The organism is Nocardioides sp. NPDC023903, assembly GCF_040639295.1.
GTDB lineage: Bacteria > Actinomycetota > Actinomycetes > Propionibacteriales > Nocardioidaceae > Nocardioides.
This window is the reverse complement of record NZ_JBEZZS010000019.1, coordinates 24,523-39,420: the sequence shown is the minus strand read 5'-3', so window position 1 is coordinate 39,420 and position 14,898 is coordinate 24,523. Positions and strand designations below refer to the sequence as shown.

Annotated in this window: 16 protein-coding genes; 7 read left to right on the top strand and 9 right to left on the bottom strand. The window is 70.6% G+C overall.

Translation table 11 applies throughout. From position 1 onward, the window contains the following. Nucleotides 1–17 precede the first annotated feature (17 nt). Genes AB0F44_RS19160 through AB0F44_RS19150 form a run of 3 tightly spaced genes read right to left on the bottom strand, consistent with a single transcriptional unit; the run spans nucleotide 18 to nucleotide 3,146 of the window. Nucleotides 18–989 (bottom strand): fumarylacetoacetate hydrolase family protein, encoded by a 972-nt coding sequence (locus AB0F44_RS19160; RefSeq protein WP_357358050.1) that lies wholly within the window; start codon nucleotides 987–989, stop codon nucleotides 18–20. Between the two features lie 25 nt (nucleotides 990–1,014). After that, nucleotides 1,015–1,992, bottom strand: a complete 978-nt coding sequence (locus AB0F44_RS19155; protein WP_357358048.1) for a VOC family protein — start codon at nucleotides 1,990–1,992, stop codon at nucleotides 1,015–1,017. A gap of 26 nt (nucleotides 1,993–2,018) precedes the next feature. Next, nucleotides 2,019–3,146 carry an FAD-dependent monooxygenase gene (locus AB0F44_RS19150; RefSeq protein ID WP_357358046.1) on the bottom strand — a complete coding sequence of 376 codons (1,128 nt, stop codon included), beginning with the start codon at nucleotides 3,144–3,146 and terminating at the stop codon, nucleotides 2,019–2,021. Nucleotides 3,147–3,262: 116 nt separating this feature from the next. Here AB0F44_RS19150 and AB0F44_RS19145 point away from each other — a divergent pair, with 116 nt between their 5' ends. From AB0F44_RS19145 to AB0F44_RS19120, 6 genes are all read left to right on the top strand, one after another. After that, the gene (locus tag AB0F44_RS19145) at nucleotides 3,263–4,189 is read left to right on the top strand and encodes a LysR family transcriptional regulator (protein WP_357358044.1); all 927 of its coding nucleotides are present in this window, start codon (nucleotides 3,263–3,265) and stop codon (nucleotides 4,187–4,189) included. A gap of 122 nt (nucleotides 4,190–4,311) precedes the next feature. Then, nucleotides 4,312–5,502, top strand: a complete 1,191-nt coding sequence (locus tag AB0F44_RS19140) for an MFS transporter (protein WP_357358042.1) — start codon at nucleotides 4,312–4,314, stop codon at nucleotides 5,500–5,502. 18 nt (nucleotides 5,503–5,520) lie between these two features. Next, nucleotides 5,521–6,720 carry an MBL fold metallo-hydrolase gene (locus AB0F44_RS19135; RefSeq protein ID WP_357358041.1) on the top strand — a complete coding sequence of 400 codons (1,200 nt, stop codon included), beginning with the start codon at nucleotides 5,521–5,523 and terminating at the stop codon, nucleotides 6,718–6,720. 139 nt (nucleotides 6,721–6,859) lie between these two features. Beyond that, a complete protein-coding gene (locus AB0F44_RS19130) occupies nucleotides 6,860–7,957 on the top strand; it encodes a hypothetical protein (protein ID WP_357358039.1) in 1,098 nt (365 codons plus the stop codon). Between the two features lie 56 nt (nucleotides 7,958–8,013). Further along, on the top strand, nucleotides 8,014–8,721 hold the full coding sequence (locus AB0F44_RS19125) for an LppX_LprAFG lipoprotein (protein ID WP_357358037.1): 708 nt from the start codon (nucleotides 8,014–8,016) through the stop codon (nucleotides 8,719–8,721). Next, on the top strand, nucleotides 8,718–10,532 hold the full coding sequence (locus AB0F44_RS19120) for an MFS transporter (RefSeq protein WP_357358035.1): 1,815 nt from the start codon (nucleotides 8,718–8,720) through the stop codon (nucleotides 10,530–10,532). Before AB0F44_RS19125 ends, AB0F44_RS19120 begins: the two co-directional genes overlap by 4 nt. Here AB0F44_RS19120 and AB0F44_RS19115 read toward each other — a convergent pair. Beyond that, nucleotides 10,519–11,073 (bottom strand): DUF4188 domain-containing protein, encoded by a 555-nt coding sequence (locus AB0F44_RS19115; protein WP_357358033.1) that lies wholly within the window; start codon nucleotides 11,071–11,073, stop codon nucleotides 10,519–10,521. The genes AB0F44_RS19120 and AB0F44_RS19115 overlap by 14 nt on opposite strands. Before the next feature lie 90 nt (nucleotides 11,074–11,163). Here AB0F44_RS19115 and AB0F44_RS19110 point away from each other — a divergent pair, with 90 nt between their 5' ends. Then, nucleotides 11,164–11,796 carry a MerR family transcriptional regulator gene (locus tag AB0F44_RS19110; protein WP_357358031.1) on the top strand — a complete coding sequence of 211 codons (633 nt, stop codon included), beginning with the start codon at nucleotides 11,164–11,166 and terminating at the stop codon, nucleotides 11,794–11,796. A 1-nt stretch (nucleotide 11,797) separates the two neighbouring features. Here the strand turns inward: AB0F44_RS19110 and AB0F44_RS19105 are convergent, their stop codons facing one another. The 5 genes from AB0F44_RS19105 to AB0F44_RS19085 all read right to left on the bottom strand — a co-directional run bounded on the left by AB0F44_RS19105 (nucleotide 11,798) and on the right by AB0F44_RS19085 (nucleotide 14,845). Next, a complete protein-coding gene (locus tag AB0F44_RS19105) occupies nucleotides 11,798–12,985 on the bottom strand; it encodes a cytochrome P450 (RefSeq protein ID WP_357358029.1) in 1,188 nt (395 codons plus the stop codon). 14 nt (nucleotides 12,986–12,999) lie between these two features. Next, nucleotides 13,000–13,248 (bottom strand): hypothetical protein, encoded by a 249-nt coding sequence (locus AB0F44_RS19100; RefSeq protein ID WP_160024225.1) that lies wholly within the window; start codon nucleotides 13,246–13,248, stop codon nucleotides 13,000–13,002. An 85-nt stretch (nucleotides 13,249–13,333) separates the two neighbouring features. Continuing rightward, a complete protein-coding gene (locus tag AB0F44_RS19095; RefSeq protein ID WP_168381108.1) occupies nucleotides 13,334–13,477 on the bottom strand; it encodes a GPGG-motif small membrane protein in 144 nt (47 codons plus the stop codon). 39 nt (nucleotides 13,478–13,516) lie between these two features. Continuing rightward, nucleotides 13,517–13,759, bottom strand: a complete 243-nt coding sequence (locus AB0F44_RS19090; RefSeq protein ID WP_350844307.1) for a hypothetical protein — start codon at nucleotides 13,757–13,759, stop codon at nucleotides 13,517–13,519. Between the two features lie 123 nt (nucleotides 13,760–13,882). Beyond that, nucleotides 13,883–14,845: a glycosyltransferase gene (locus AB0F44_RS19085; protein ID WP_357358027.1), complete on the bottom strand. Its 963-nt coding sequence runs from the start codon at nucleotides 14,843–14,845 to the stop codon at nucleotides 13,883–13,885. Between the last annotated feature and the right edge of the window lie 53 nt (nucleotides 14,846–14,898).

The window sequence follows — 14,898 nt, the reverse complement described above, 5'->3', positions numbered from 1 at the left end:
CCTCTTCTTGGTGGATATCAGCGCAACCGGGCGGCGGGCTCGCGACGGCGCACCGGCGGCAGCTCGGGGGCGGGCGGCGCGACCGCGACCGTGTTGGTGAGGGTGCCGATCCCCTCGACCTCGAGGGTGACGACGTCACCGGGCTGCAGCGGCTTCGGCTCCTGCGAGCCATGACGGCCCCACAACTCGGCCAGGCACCCGCCGTTGCCGACGGTGCCCGAGCCGAGGACGTCGCCGGCGACCACACGTGAGTCGCGGGAGGCGTACGCGATCATCGTCTCGAAGGTCCAGCCGACGTTCGAGAGGCGGTCGCGGCCGACCTCGACACTGTTGACCGACACCGTGCACAGCAGGTCGAGGAAGCCGTCCTCGTCGCGGTAAGGCTCGAGCTCGTCGGCCGTCACGATCCACGGCCCGAGCGTGGTGGCGAAGTCCTTGCCCTTGGCAGGCCCGAGACCGACCTGCATCTCGCGGCCCTGCAGGTCACGCGCGGACCAGTCGTTGAAGATCGTGTAGCCGAAGACGTACGCCCCGGCCTCCTCCGGCGAGACCGACCGGCCCTCGGCACCCACGACAGCGGCGACCTCCAGCTCGAAGTCGCGGGCCGCGCAGGCCGCCGGGAAGGGGACTTCGGCACCCGGTCCGAGGATCGCGTGCGGGTTGGTGAAGTAGAAGGCCGGGGCGTCGTACCAGGCGTCGGGGACGCCGCTGACGCCGTCGACCGAGCGGCGTACGCCCTCGACGTGCTCCTCGAAGGCGACGAAGTCGCGCACCGAGGCCGGCTCCAGCGGCGCCAGCAGCTCGACCTCGGCGAGGTCGATGGCCTCCGCTGCCCGGGCATGGTCGGCGGCACGGTCGAGCACCTCGCGCCCGCCGGCGATGAGCGTACGCATCGTGTGCCGGACGGCGAACGGGTGCAGTCCGTCCTCGGTGACCAGGCCGACGCGCGGCACGTCGAGGTCAGGATCGCGGAAGGTTGCCAGCTTCATCGGGCTCTCCTCATTCGAACGCAGCTCAGACCGGCGGGGCGACGAAGACGCCCTTGTCCGGGTCGTTGAAGGACTTGCCCGCGACCAGCTCGTCCATCGGGTTGGCGGTGCCCCACTGGTCGGAGACCTCCGGATCGCTGAAGTCGTACAGATGCGGGTGCCAGTTGTCCTCGACGAGCTCCTCGAGCTCGGTGGTGTACTCGACGGTGTTGCCGTGCGGGTCCAGGAAGTAGCTGAAGGTGTTGTTGCCCGCCAGGTGCCGCCCCGGCCCCCAGATCTTCTCCACGCCGGCCCGCAGCAGCCGCCCGGTGCCGCGCATGTACTCGTCCAGCCCGCGCATCTCGAAGGAGGCGTGGTGCAGCGCGACGTGAGGCCCGCGGGCGATCGCGAGGCTGTGGTGGAACCGGTTCGTTCGCAGGAACCACATCATCGAGCCCAGCCGCGGGTGCATCAGGGTGTCGGAGAGCGCGAAGCCGAGGTGGCGCTGGTAGAACGCCACGGTCTGCTCGGGGTTGGGCGAGTTGATGACGACGTGGGAGAGCTTGACCGGGACCGCCTCGCCCTCCTCGATCTTGCGGTGCTGCCGCACGGCCACGTCGCAGGAGACCTCGACCGTACGTCCGTCGTTGTCGAAGAAGCGGAAGCCGTAGCCGCCGCCCGGCGTCAGGACCGGACCCGGCTCGCTGACGAGCTTCACCCCGGCGCGACCGAGCCGCTCGGCCATCGCGTCGACGTCGGCCGGGCTCGCCGCACCGAAGGCGATCAGGTCCAGGCGCTTGTCGTCCGCGCGGCGCAGGCGCACGGAGTAGTGCTCCGGGGAGCCCTCCGCGGCCAGGAACGCCAGCCCGCTGTCGGTCGTCTCGGCCCTGAGCTTCCAGGTGTTGGTATAGAACTCCAGCTGCCGCTCGTAGTCGGGTACGGCCAGGTCGACGTGGCGCAGGTGGGTGATCAGCCGCTCGGCGGGCGGTGTCTCGATGACTGGGTCGATGATGCTCTCGGTCACGGTGTTCTCCTCGTGAGATGGGGTGGTCAGGCGGGCTGGGTGACGAGGGCGGCGACGCGGGCCATCAGGCCGGGTACGTCACCGCGCTCGCGCGCCTTCAGCCAGGTGCAGAGCTGGAGCGAGGCCTCGACGACGGCCCGAGCGCGCGGCAGCCGGCGCTCGGTGAGAGCGGGCCAGACGGTGGCCAGGTCGTCGTGGCCGGTGAGCAGCTCGGCGAGCACGGCGGCGTCCTCGAGTGCCTGGGCGGCGCCCTGGGCGAGGGTCGGCGGGCAGCTGTGGGCGGCGTCGCCGATGATCACGACCCGGCCTCGGTTCCAGGGGCCGTCGACGACGTGGCTCTCGAAGTGGGTGTGGTTGACCCTCGTCGGGTCGGTCAGCGATCCGACGATCTCGTCCCAGGGCCCGTGATAGGCACTCGCGAGCTCCCGCATCACCGCCAGCCCCTCCTCGGGGCTGAGCCCGCTGCGGTCCTGTGCGGGTTCGACGATGTAGGCGTAGAGGCTCTCCTCCGAGGTCGGGCAGTAGCCGGCGATGTAGGAGGGTCCGCCGTGGATCAGGTCGGTGCGGGTGACCGAGGCGGGCCGCTCGGTGAAGGCACGCCAGATCCCCATCCCGACCGGCTCGGGCTCGACGTCGATGCCGATCGCCCGGCGCGTCCACGACCGCACCCCGTCGGCGCCGACCACGACGTCGTAGCGCCCGTGCGACCCGTCCGCGAACGCGACGTCGACGCCGGCGTCGTCCTGGGACAGCTCGGTCACCGTGGCTCCGAAGCGCACCTTGGCGCCGGCCGCCACGGCCCGGTCGAGCAGGATCCGGGCCAGGGCGGGGCGGTACATCCCCACCGTCGCGGGCAGGTCCGGACCGCCGGTGCGGTGGTCCTCGAGCTCGACCAGCAGCGTTCCGGCCGGGTCGGGCGCGCGCAGCCCGAGGGTGTCGTACCCGTAGCCCTCCGCCCTCACCTGCTCCCACACGCCGAGGTCGCGGAGCACCCGCAGCGCGTTTCCCTGCAGGGTGATCCCGGAGCCGAGGGCGGAGACGTCCGGCTTGGCCTCGACGAGGTCGACCGAGACGCCCCGCTCGGCGAGCAGGATCGCGGTCGCCGTCCCGGCGGTTCCGGCACCGATGACGAGAACCGAGCTGATGGCGGGCATGAGAGCTCCCTGGGTGTGCGAGATGTGGAGTGACGAGCACCACTCTGAACCGCACGCAACTATTCGGGAAGAGCAGATTTCCTATCCCGCCTATACACCGTGTTTATAGTCGGACCATGGCGACCGATCCGCTCCGCAATCTCGATCTCAACCTGCTGCTGTCCTTGGACGCGCTGCTCGAGGAGCGCAACGTGACCCGCGCGGCGGCGCGCCTCGGGCTGAGCCAGCCCGCGGTCTCGGCGGCGCTGCGGCGCCTGAGGCGTCACTTCGGCGACGAGCTCCTCGTCCGCACCGGCAACCGCTACGACCTCACTCCCCTGGCCACCCAGCTGCGCGGGACCACCACGACAGCACTCGTCGGCGTACGCCGGGTCTTCGAGGCCGAGCCGGGCTTCGACCCGGCGACCTCGACCCGGGAGTTCACCGTGGTCGCCTCCGACTACTCCACGACCGTCCTCGGCGACCACCTCGCCACCGAGCTGGCCCGCGAGGCCCCCGGCGTACGCCTCCGGTTCCAGCTGCAGACCCACGGCGACGTCGACCAGGCGCCGGAGTCGCTGCGGCACGTGGACGGGATGGTCCTCCCCCACGGCTTCCTCCAGGACCTGCCCGCGGTCGAGCTCCACACCGACGGCTGGGTGCTGGTCGTGTCCGCCGACAACGACGCCGTCGGCGAGACGATCACGATGGAGCAGCTCGCCGAGATGCCCTGGGTCGTCACCCACCACGCCCCGACCGCCTTCACCCCAGCCGTACGGCAGCTCAGCATGATCGGGGTCGAGCCCGACGTCCACGTCGTGACCGAGAGCTTCCTCCCGGTCCCGTTCCTGGTCGCCGGGACCCCGCGCGTCGCCCTGCTCCAGCGCCAGCTCGCCACCCGGCTGGCGGGTGCCGCCGGCGTACGCATCCTCGACTGCCCCTGGGACGTGGTCCCGCTGAAGGAGGCGTTCTGGTGGCACCCCGCCCATCGCGCGGATCCGGCCCACGGCTGGCTGCGCCGGATGATGACGCTCGCCGCAGCGCGACTTGAGCAGTCGGACTGACCCTCGGGTATCGACGAGGCTGATACCCGGCAGAAGCAGGTTTGGCTTCCGCAATACCTCCTGGATCTCCCACGATGCTGTGACTGCTGTCACACGATCTCGGCCCGATCCATGGAGACCCCATGTCCGACACCCTCACGCCCGTCCGGCGAGCCGGACGCCCTCAGGGCTTCCTGCTGATGTTCATGAGCTGCCTACCGATCCTCGGCGCGGTGCTGCTCGCTCCCGTTCTACCCCGGATGCAGGACCACTTCGGCCACAGCGGCGCCGCGACCGCGCTGGTGCCGCTGTCGCTCACCGTCCCGGCGCTGATGATCGCGCTGCTGGCGCCGTTCGCGGGCAGCATCGTGGACAGGTTCGGGCGCAAGCGGCTGCTGCTCACCGGCCTGGCGGTCTACGCCGTCTTCGGCACCGCACCGCTGTGGCTGGACGGGCTGGGCGCGATCGTCCTCAGCCGCGCGGGGGTCGGCGTCGCCGAGGCGGCGATCATGACCTGCTGCACGACGCTGATCTCCGACTACTTCAGCGGCACCGAGCGCGACCGCTGGCTGGGCATGCAGACCGTGTTCGCATCGCTGTCGGCCACGGTCTTCTTCGCGCTCGGCGGGGCCTTAGGTGCCCAGGACTGGCGCACCCCGTTCTGGCTCTACGCCTCCAGCCTGCTCTTCCTCGTCCTCGCCGCCGCCCTCATCTGGCAGCCCTCCGGCGAGTCCGCCTCCACCGAGGAGCGCACCCCGCTCCCGCCGCTGCCCACGCGCGCCCTCGCGCTGCCATGCGCGGTCACCGTCGTCGGCGGCATCGTCTTCTACACCCCGATCGTGGAGCTCCCCTACGTGCTCGACGCGGCCGGGATCACCGCCGTCCCCGCCATCGGCGCGTTCGCGGCGCTCGCCTCCCTCGCCACAGCCGGTGGTGCGTACGCCTTCGGGCGGGTGTCCGGCCGCGGCACCGCCACGCTGCTTCCGATCGCCTTCGGGCTGGCCGGGGTCGGCCTGGTCGTGCTCGGTGCCACCTCGCTGGTGCCGGTCATCGTGCTCGGCGCGGTCATCGCCTCGGCCGGCACCGGCCTGATGCTGCCCACCCTGCTCGTCTGGGCGGTGTCCGGCCTCACCTTCGAGCAGCGCGGCCGCGGCACCGGCCTGTGGACCGCAGCCCTGTTCCTCGGCGAGTTCGTCTGCCCCCTCCTGATCGTCGCCTTCACGGGTGCCCTCGGCGGCCTCGGTGCCGCCGTCGTCCTCGTTGGCGCCGTCGCCCTCCTCCTCGCCCTCCTCACCCGTCGCGTCCTCACTCGCGACGTCGCCCTCACCGCCTGATCCCGGGAGTAGATCCACATGTGTCATGTCCTCAACGAGGCCGTCGCCTCGATCCCCTCGACCGACCGGCGCCGGCTGCTGTCGATGGTCGGACTCGGAGCCGTCGGCGCGGTGACCGCGACAGCCATGCGTACGCCGGCGGCGTCCGCCGCACCCGTGGCCTCGACCGGGCGCCGTTCGAAGGCACGGACCCGCGTCATACTGCTCGGCACGTCAGGCGGCCCGGCCGTGCTCGACGGCGGGCGGCACGGGGTGTCGACCGCGATCGCCTTCGAGGACAAGGTGTACGTCGTCGACCTCGGGGTCGGTGCCTTCGGCCGCCTGCAGCAGAGCGGCCTGGCTCCGGACACCGGCCTGGGTTCCGCGCTCTCCTGGGTGCGCGGCATCTTCTTCACCCACCTGCACAGCGACCACACGGTCGACTGGCCCACGACGTACGCGATCGGGTCGATGAACATCGTCGGGCGCTCGGGCGGACCGGTCCAGGTGTTCGGCCCTGCTCCCCGGGACACGCTCACCCGGGTCTTCCCGCCCACCCGGCCCGCGCCCGCCCTGGTCAACCCGGACGAGCCGATGCCGGGCATCTCCTCGATGACCGGTCATCTGCGCAACGCGTTCGCCCAGGACTTCAACGACCGTCTGCGGGACAGCAACTTCCCCGACCCGGACACGCTCTTCGAGGTCCACGACATCGACCACTCGGATCTGTGGAAGATCGATCCGGAGGGTGTCCCGCCGCGGCTCGATGCGCCGATCCACGTCTGGCAGGACGGCGAGGTCACCGTGACGGCAACACTGGTCGACCACCGGCCCACCGCCCCGGCGTACGGCTACCGCTTCGACACCCCTGACGGGTCGGTCGTCGTCTCCGGCGACACCTGCGTGAGCCAGAACCTCATCGACCTCGCGCGCGGCGCGGACGTCCTGGTCCACGAGGTGATCGACCCCGAGTTCGTCGAGCGGCTCACCGCCTCCCTGCCGCCCGAGACCGCGGACCCGGTCCGCAAGCACCTGCTCGAGTCACACACCACCATCAAGCAGGTCGGCCGCGACGTCGCCGAGCCAGCCGGCGTCGGCACGCTCGCCCTCTCCCATCTGGTGCCCGGCAACAACCCGTCCTCGCACTGGCGTGAGGCCCACAAGGGCTTCTCCGGGAACCTGGTCGTCGGCGAGGACCTCACGGTGATCCCCGTCGGCAGCGCGCGGTGGAACAGCTGAGAGGGTTATGAACCGGCTTCCCCCGGGTACCGGGTCACTCCGTTGCCAGGAGGGAGCCGGTCATGAGAACTGCCGTCACATCTGTCGTCGTCACGGTCGTCGGGCGGACCGTCCGCCCTGACAGCCGCATCCTCAGGTGATGTCTCGTTTGTGGGCGCGGGCCCAGCGGCTTCCGTGGGGACCAGCCCTGACGACGGCGGGCGCCGGAGCCATCGCCTTCTGGGTCGGCGCGGTCTTCCCCGGGCCGGCCGGCGAGTTCCCGTACTACGCGCCCTTGGGCGCCGTGGTCGCCATGTCCACGACCGTGATGGGCTCGGTGCGCAAGTCCATCCAGAGCATCATCAGCATCTGGCTGGGCTCGGCGATCGCGCTGGCCATCGGGGCCGTCCTCACGCCCAGCCCCGCAACCGTGGGTCTGGTGATCGCGGTGGGAACGATCGCGGGGAGCTCGGGTTGGCTCGACGACAAGGGCCACTGGGTCCCGACGGCAGCCTTGTTCGTACTGATCATCGGCACGGACGATCCGGTGGCGTTCGTCAGTGCCTTCGGCGGACTCACCTTGATCGGGGCCGCTATCGGAGTCGTGATGACGGTGCTCTTCCCGCAGCTGCCTCTCGCCCCCACAGAGCGGGCGATACATGACGTCCGGACCGAGGTGGTCTTCCAGCTCCGGCTGTTGGCACATGCTCTGCAAGGCGATGGGCCACCGACAGATACCCAATGGAGTGATTGCCGGGCAGAGCTGGAGCCGGCGGTGCAGCGCATGCGCGCCGCCAGACAGCTCGTCCTCGATGCATCCCGCGCGAACAGGCGTCGGGGACACCACCGAGACCGCCTGGAGAGACAGCTCGAGGAGGCAGCAACCCTCGAGCGGGTGTGCTTTCTGGTCGAGGAGCTCACCCAGCTCCTGGAAGAGGAGGAACGGGCGGGAAACGATCACGTCGGGCTGGGCCCGGAGCTGAGGCCTCACACGGCGGTGGCACTGATCGCTCTCGCGGACCTGGTGCGATCGGGCGACGGGCGCACCGTGGACCCAGGGGTCAAGGCAGACACACAAGACGCCCTGGCCGCGCTTGTCGACCGGATCCACGACGTCCGAGTGGGTGAATCCACGGAGGACGAGCTCTTCACCGCCGGCAGCGTCGTCACGACCATCCGGCGATGCGTGGAGACTCCGCGTCCGGACAGCGCCGCACCTGCCACCTGCCAAGGCGCGGATCGAAGACCGGCCATCTGAGCACCGGAGGCCACCTGGACACCATAGGAGTTGCGGGGCGTGGCATTCTGAGCCGCATGCCCATGAGCCTGCCACGCCTCGCCTTCGCTCTCGTCGCCCTTCTGGCCGCGCTTCTCGTGATGACTTCGTGCGGCGACGACGAGCCGACCAAGGGACGTACGCCACAGCAGGTGCTCGCAGCGGCGCAGAAGAACCTCGACGAGACGAGCGGGATCAACTTCTCGATCGCCTCCGACGACCTGCCCGAGGGCATCACGACGCTGAAGGCGGCGACCGGGACGCTGACCCGCGAGCCCGCCTTCGAGGGCACCCTGACCGTGCCGGTGATGGGCACGGAGGCGAAGGTCGAGGTGGTCTCGGTCGACGGCGTCGTCTACGCGAAACTGCCGTTCACGACCGCGTTCCAGGAGCTCGACCCGGCCGACTACGGCGTGCCCGACCCGGCCGCGCTGATCGCGCCGCAGACCGGCATCTCCTCGCTGCTCGGCGCGACCCAGGACGTGAAGATCGGCAAGTCCGTACGCGGCGGCGCCGACAACGACGAGATCCTCTCGACCTACACCGGCACACTCCCGGACACCGCGGTCCAGAAGATCCTCGCCGGCGCGACCGGCGACTTCGACGTCACCTACATCATCAACGACTCCGACGAGCTCACCGAGGCCACCATCAAGGGCCACTTCAGCGGTGAGGGCGAGGCGGCGTACTCCTACACGATCGACGTGACCGAGTACGGCGTCGAGAAGGAGATCGCCAAGCCGTGAAGGTAGTCCTGTGGCTGGCGGCCGTCGCGGTGGCGTTCGCCGCCGCGGACACCTACGTCGTCGTGCTGGCCCTGCCGGACATGATGGCGGGGGTCGGGCTCTCGATCGAGGAGCTGCAGCGGGCCGCGCCGCTGATCTCGGGCTTCCTGCTCGGGTACGTCGCGGTGCTGCCGCTGATCGGGCGACTCGCCGACCTCCTCGGGCACCTGCCGGTGCTCGTCGGGGGCTTGGTCGTCTTCGCGTTCGGCTCGTTCCTGACGGCGCTGTCGTGGGACCTGGCCGCGATGGTGGTCGGCCGGTTCTTCCAGGGGCTGGGCGGTGGTGCGCTCGTGCCGGCGACCCTCGCGCTGGTCGCGGCGCTCTACCCCGCTGAGCGCCGTGGGGTCCCGCTCGGGCTCGTCTCGGCGGTCCAGGAGCTCGGCTCGGTGCTCGGGCCGCTCATCGGAGCCGCCGTGCTCGCCGTCGCGGACTGGCGGGCGATCTTCGCGCTCAACCTCGTCGTCGGCGTCGTGCTGGCGGTCGCCATCAGGCAGATGGGCCGAAGCACCCACCCACTGCCTTCGCTGGTCGAGCCCGGCGAGCGCAGCGAGCCGGTGTCGAGACCAACACGGTCCCCTTCGAACTCTGTTGGTCTCGACACGCCTCCGCCTAGCGGCTCCGGCGGCTCGACCGACGTATGGGCGCTGCTGCTGTTGCTGGTCGCGGGCGTCGCGTTCGTGCTGCTGGCGATCGAGCCGACCGCCCTGGTCCAGGACCTGACCTGGGGCGCGCTCTACGTGCCCGCGGCCGGGGAGACTCGCTGGCTGACCCCGCTGGGGCTGGTCACGATCATCGCCGCCCTCGGGTTCCTGGTGAAGTGCGGCCTGCGGCCGGGCGTACGCCGCGTGCTCGGCCGGATCACCGCCGAGGTCGACCTCCTCGGGGCGATGCTGCTCTCGTTCGCCCTGGCCGGGGTGATCCTGGCCTTCGCGACCGCCGACCCCGAGGTGGCGGTCTTCTCCGAGCAGGGCACCTGGTACCTGGTCGCCGGCGGGCTGGCGCTGCTCGGCTTCGTCTTCCACCTGCGCCGGGCGCAGGACCCGATCGTGCCGCGCGGCGCGTTCGCCCGGACGCCGGCGTGGGGCTCGGTGCTGATCTCGTTCTTCGTCGGCGCGGCACTGGTGGCGGCGCTGATCGACGTACCGCTCTTCGCCCGCACCACGATCTACGGCGACAGCCAGCTGAAGGCGGCCCTGGTGCTGCTCGAGTTCCTGGTCGCGCTTCCCGTGGGTGCCATCGCGGGAGGCTTCCTGACCCGGCGGCTGCCGGCGGGCGTGATCGCGGGTGCCGGGATGCTGCTGGCCGCGGTGGCGTTCGTGCTCATGGCCCGCTGGGACGCCGACGCGCTGCGCTCGCTGTCGGCGACCGTCGTGCTCGTCGCCGGCGGCCTCGGCTTCGGCCTCGCCCTGGCGCCGGTCAACGCGGCGATCCTGGCCACGACCGAGCAGTCGATGCACGGCCTGACCACTTCCTTCACCGTGGTGGCCCGCATGGTCGGGATGCTGGTCGGCATCTCGGCGCTGACCACGATCGGCCTGCGCAGTTACTACGCCGCCCAGGCCGACCTGCCGTCGCTGTCGTCGGTGTGCACCGGCGGCGGCATGTGCGAGGATTATCAGGACCTGCTCATCGGCGCCGCCATCGCCCAGGAGCACACCGTCTTCGCCGGCGCCGCGGTCTGCGCCGGGATCGCGGCCCTGCTCTCCGTGGTGCTCCTGCGAGGCGCGCCCACCCGGGCGCTCTCCCCCACCGAGACCGTCACCGCGCTGTAGGGACGTACTCCGGGCGGGTCGAGCCCATCCGTTCGTGAGTCGCGTTCCGCCGTCCGGATGCGCGCTCGATGGCCCCGAGGGCGGCACCCAGGCCGAAGGCCGGCATGTTGCCGTAGAGCGTCTCGACCTGGTCACCGGGGACCCGGTAGGTCTCGTGCCAGATCCCGATGTCGCCGGTCGAGGCCGCGCGCCGGTTGAAGGCGGCCCAGGCGGGAGCGTGCGTGCGGGACGGGTCCTTGGCGAACCGGCCCAGGTCCTCGACGCTGCGCCAGTACTGCACCGTCATCAGCACGCGCCCCGACCAGTAGCTGCGTGCCGAGAGCAGCCCGAGGTCGGGGTTCTTGGCGAGCTCGGCGAGCATCCGGGGCATCCCGACGAACGCTGGGAACCAGCTGCGCACCTTGTGCCAGCGGTGGATGCGCATCCCGATCAGGAACACGACGACCTCGTCGGTGCCGACGTCGGCGACGCTGTGGCCGGGCGTGACGCCGTCCGGGACGTTCTCGGAAGCCCCTCGATAGCCCCGGGCGATCTTCGACATGGCCGTCCTCCTGACTGGATAGCATTAGTATCTAGTCTAAGATAGTGCTCCTATCCAGCAATGCCGTCAACCCCCTTTCACGGAGGAACGATGCGGATCTCCGAGCTTGCCGACTCGACCGGCGTGAGCGTCGCGACCATCAAGTACTACGTGCGCGAGGGCCTCCTCTCCCCCGGCAAGAAGCTCTCCGAGCGTCTGGCCGACTACGACGACCAGCACGTACGCCGCCTTCGCCTGCTCCGCGTGCTACGCGATGTCGGCGCCGTCCCCGTCGGGGCGCTCAAGGCACTGGTCGACGCGACCCAGGACCGCACCGCGTCTGTGCACGACATGTTCGGCAAGGCCTGTGACGCGCTCCGCGTCGAGACGACCGTCCCCGTGTCCCGGGGCGATCACACCCGCGAGCTCGCCGACCAGATCGTCGCCCAAGCGGGGTGGACCGAGGTCAGGGCCGATGCCCCCGAGCGCGACCATCTCGCTGGCATCATCGAGGTCATCCTCGACAGCGGTCTGCCGACCGACCCCGAGGGCGCGGCGACCTATCTTCCCCTCGTCGATGCGATCGCTGCCTACGAGCTCGGCCAGATCGACGACAGCCAAGACCGCGAGGCGATGATGGAGCAGATGGTCGTGGGCCAGGTGGTCCTCGGCGAGTTCCTCCTCTGCCTGCGCCGGCTGGCCCACGAGCACCACAGTGCCCTGCGGTTCGCCGGGCGCCGCTGATCTACCCGATCCGGACGCGGAGCCGCTCGCGGGCGGGGATCCGCGGATAGGTGCTTCCGCGCTCGACCACGCTCCAGGGAGCGGCGGCGAAGACCTCGGCGGTTGCCGAGATCATCGCGATCGTCGACGGCTCACCTGGGCACCGGTGACCCTCGGCGGGGTCTCCCCCGCCCTGCGGCACCAGCTCGAACTCGTCGACCTCTCGGCCGAGGAACCGCTCGGTCGAGAACGTGTACGGCGCGGACCACGAGGCCGGGTCCAGGTTGGTCCCGGGTACGTCGAGGACGACCCGCTTCCCCTGCGGGACGATCTGGCCGTCCCAGTCACCGTGCTGGCGCGCGATGCCGGCGAGCGCCGGGACGAACGGGAAGATGCGGCGTACCTCCTGGGTGAAGGCGTGGCGTCGCCCGGGATCCTCGGCGAGCATCGGGCGCAGCGCGGGTTCGTCGTCGAGGGTCTGGACGGCGAAGGTGCCGAGGTAGGCCACGGCGACCGCGGGCCGCAGTACGTTGAGCAGCTCCACCGCCGCCACCGGAACCGGCAGCAGCTCGCCCTCCGGGTCCCGCCAGGTGGCGATGGTCTCCACCGGCGTGGTGGGCTGCGTCGTGGCCGAGCGCGCCTCCCGGATGAGCCCCCGGGCCCAGCGGTCGGCCCACAGCCGGGCCGCCCACGCCGTCGCGTAGGAGGGGCCGGAGACCCCGAACCCGTCGACGATCCCGGCCAGCCGACGACCGACCCTGTCGGGGTGGCGCACCGAGATGCCGGCCCATGCCAGGACCGCGCGGGCGTAGACCTCGGACAGCAGGTGGAACACGCTCACGGTCTCCCCGTGGCGTTCCCGGATCGCTGTGCCGAGGTGGTGGCGTACCAGATCCTCGAGCGTCGAGGCAGCGGCATCGTCGAGCAGGCCGAGGAACTGCCCCTTGCGGTGCTGGTGCTCTTCACCGTCGAGTCCGTGGACGGCGCCACGGCCGAAGAGCAGCGTGGCCAGAGGTTGGGGCACCGCACCGGAGCGGCGGATGAGCTGGGGGTCGTAGAAGCGGCGTACGGAGGCAGGACCGCTCACGACGACGGCATCGTCCCCGAGGAGCTTGACGGGGCAGACCGGCGGGTCGCCGGCCCGCCGCCGAGCGTCGGGGATCGCGTGGTAGCCGTGCCGGAGCAGGTCCGCGGCGAGATCGCGGGACATCCGGTCGCCTCCCGTCAGGAACCGCTGGTGACCCGGTCGCTCACACCCGTCACGCCGACCGAGTGGGCACAGTGGGCGCAGCAGAACACGTGCTCCTCGTTCTGCACCCCGTGCCCGAGGATGCGGGTGCCGCAGTTGACGCACACGGGCGCGATCACCGCCACAGCACACTCGATCGAGTCGAAGACGTGGTGCTCACCCGAAGCCGTCGTCACCTCGAAGCTCTCGTCGTAGTCGTTGCCGCACGTGACGCACTTACCCATGGTTCGGTCCTTTCCTTGCTTCGCACCGGACTTCACGCCGGACGCCACGCGGCCCGGGCCCTCGAGGGCCCGGGCCGCATGGTGTTTAGGTGAAGATGCTGACCCCACCAGGGCCGACCAACAGGCCGACAATGATGAGGACTGCTCCCCATAGGATCTGGCCGCGTACCAGGGCCAGGATGCCGCCGATAACCAGGACTGCCGCGATCAGCCAGAGAATTAGTGCCATGTGGATCTCACCTCAGTGTGTAGTTGTTGCGGGGGATGCTCAGACCTTGTCGTCCAAGCGGCTACGGAGCAGGGCCTTCGCCTCCTCGGCACCCTGCACGGAGTTGGCCTGCGCGCGAACGAACAGGTCTTCCAATTCGGTGTCCTTCGAGCGGCGCGCGTCCTCGATGTAGGTGTCCAGACGCAGCGCGTTGTTCAGGCATGCCTCGGCGAACCAGATGAGGTTGTAGTCCTTGTCAGGGGTACCCGTGACGACTCCAGTCTCAGCGCTCTTCGTGGTCATGCGGATCACTCCTCATGAGGTCTCTCGTTCCTACACTCCGCCCGGTACCCAACTCGCGCGCCCGCAAACCCTCCGTCCGGAAACGGGAGATCTCCTCGCGTCCGGGCGAGCTCGGACGCGGTATCACCGAGCGCTGTCGGTGGCGACCCACCGGAGCACGTCGTCCCACTCCTCGAGGAACCGCTCCAGGCCGTAGCGCCTTCTCGCGTGCCGGCGCCCGATGAGCCCGGCCTCCTCGGCGACGTCGGGATCCTTCATCAGGTGGCGTACGGCCGGGACGATCTCGTCCCGCCGGGTGGTGACGAACCCGGCCTCGTGCGGGACCGCGAGCGGGGTCTCGGTCGTGGCCAGGGCGACGACCGGCATACCGAGGTGCATCGCCTCGATCAGCGAGAGCCCCAGCGAGGTCCAGCGGTTGAGGTGGACGTAGACGCGACGCCGCGGGAGATGATCGTGCAGATCCTGCTGCGACAGGTCCTCGTACGTCCGCAGCCCGTCGTAGGACGGCAGGCGCTCGACGCGCTGGCCGAAGACGTCGGCGCCGACGCCCTCGGCCAGCTCCGGGATCAGGTCGGCGCCGACCGAGCGGCCTCGGCGTACGGGATCGTTGACGACCACTCCGGCGCGCTCGATGTCCCCGGTGTAGCGGCGGCCCGGGTCGACGATGCCGTGCTCGATCACGGTGGTCGGGGTGCCCGAGCAGTCCCAGAGGAGGTCGTTGAAACCGGTGACGTGGACGATCGGGACACCGCCGCCCGCCATCGGGTGGCGCGTGTCGGGGACCGCGCCGACGGGAGTGCTGTGCTCCACGTAGACAGCGGGCAGGTCACGACCCGGGCGCCGCCCGCCGAGCCACCGCTCGGCCAGCTCGACCTCGTGCGGCCGCTGCAGGACGACGACGTCGATCTCCTCGTCCGCGAGGGCCTCGCTGCTCACCTCGCGGGCTGCCGACGGCCAGTCCCATGTGCTGGCGCGGCCGAGACCGTCGGGGCCGCGGTCGGCGGTCGGCGGGAGGAGATAGTCGTGGCGACCGTGCACGAACGCCCTCGTCCAGGAGTCGTGTACGTGCCAGATCAGGATTCTCATTCCCTCTCGGTGCCCGGGAGGCCCTGTGGTGATGCGGCGAATCAGGACAAGTT

Coding starts and splice junctions, on each gene's coding strand:
- AB0F44_RS19110 (WP_357358031.1), top strand. CDS start 11,164: ATGCGGATCTCCGAGCTTGCCGACTCGACCGGCGTGAGCGTCGCGACC.
- AB0F44_RS19085 (WP_357358027.1), bottom strand. CDS start 14,845: ATGAGAATCCTGATCTGGCACGTACACGACTCCTGGACGAGGGCGTTC.
- AB0F44_RS19125 (WP_357358037.1), top strand. CDS start 8,014: ATGCCCATGAGCCTGCCACGCCTCGCCTTCGCTCTCGTCGCCCTTCTG.
- AB0F44_RS19100 (WP_160024225.1), bottom strand. CDS start 13,248: ATGGGTAAGTGCGTCACGTGCGGCAACGACTACGACGAGAGCTTCGAG.
- AB0F44_RS19090 (WP_350844307.1), bottom strand. CDS start 13,759: ATGACCACGAAGAGCGCTGAGACTGGAGTCGTCACGGGTACCCCTGAC.
- AB0F44_RS19130 (WP_357358039.1), top strand. CDS start 6,860: ATGTCTCGTTTGTGGGCGCGGGCCCAGCGGCTTCCGTGGGGACCAGCC.
- AB0F44_RS19140 (WP_357358042.1), top strand. CDS start 4,312: ATGTCCGACACCCTCACGCCCGTCCGGCGAGCCGGACGCCCTCAGGGC.
- AB0F44_RS19145 (WP_357358044.1), top strand. CDS start 3,263: ATGGCGACCGATCCGCTCCGCAATCTCGATCTCAACCTGCTGCTGTCC.
- AB0F44_RS19150 (WP_357358046.1), bottom strand. CDS start 3,146: ATGCCCGCCATCAGCTCGGTTCTCGTCATCGGTGCCGGAACCGCCGGG.
- AB0F44_RS19115 (WP_357358033.1), bottom strand. CDS start 11,073: ATGTCGAAGATCGCCCGGGGCTATCGAGGGGCTTCCGAGAACGTCCCG.
- AB0F44_RS19105 (WP_357358029.1), bottom strand. CDS start 12,985: ATGTCCCGCGATCTCGCCGCGGACCTGCTCCGGCACGGCTACCACGCG.
- AB0F44_RS19160 (WP_357358050.1), bottom strand. CDS start 989: ATGAAGCTGGCAACCTTCCGCGATCCTGACCTCGACGTGCCGCGCGTC.
- AB0F44_RS19135 (WP_357358041.1), top strand. CDS start 5,521: ATGTGTCATGTCCTCAACGAGGCCGTCGCCTCGATCCCCTCGACCGAC.
- AB0F44_RS19095 (WP_168381108.1), bottom strand. CDS start 13,477: ATGGCACTAATTCTCTGGCTGATCGCGGCAGTCCTGGTTATCGGCGGC.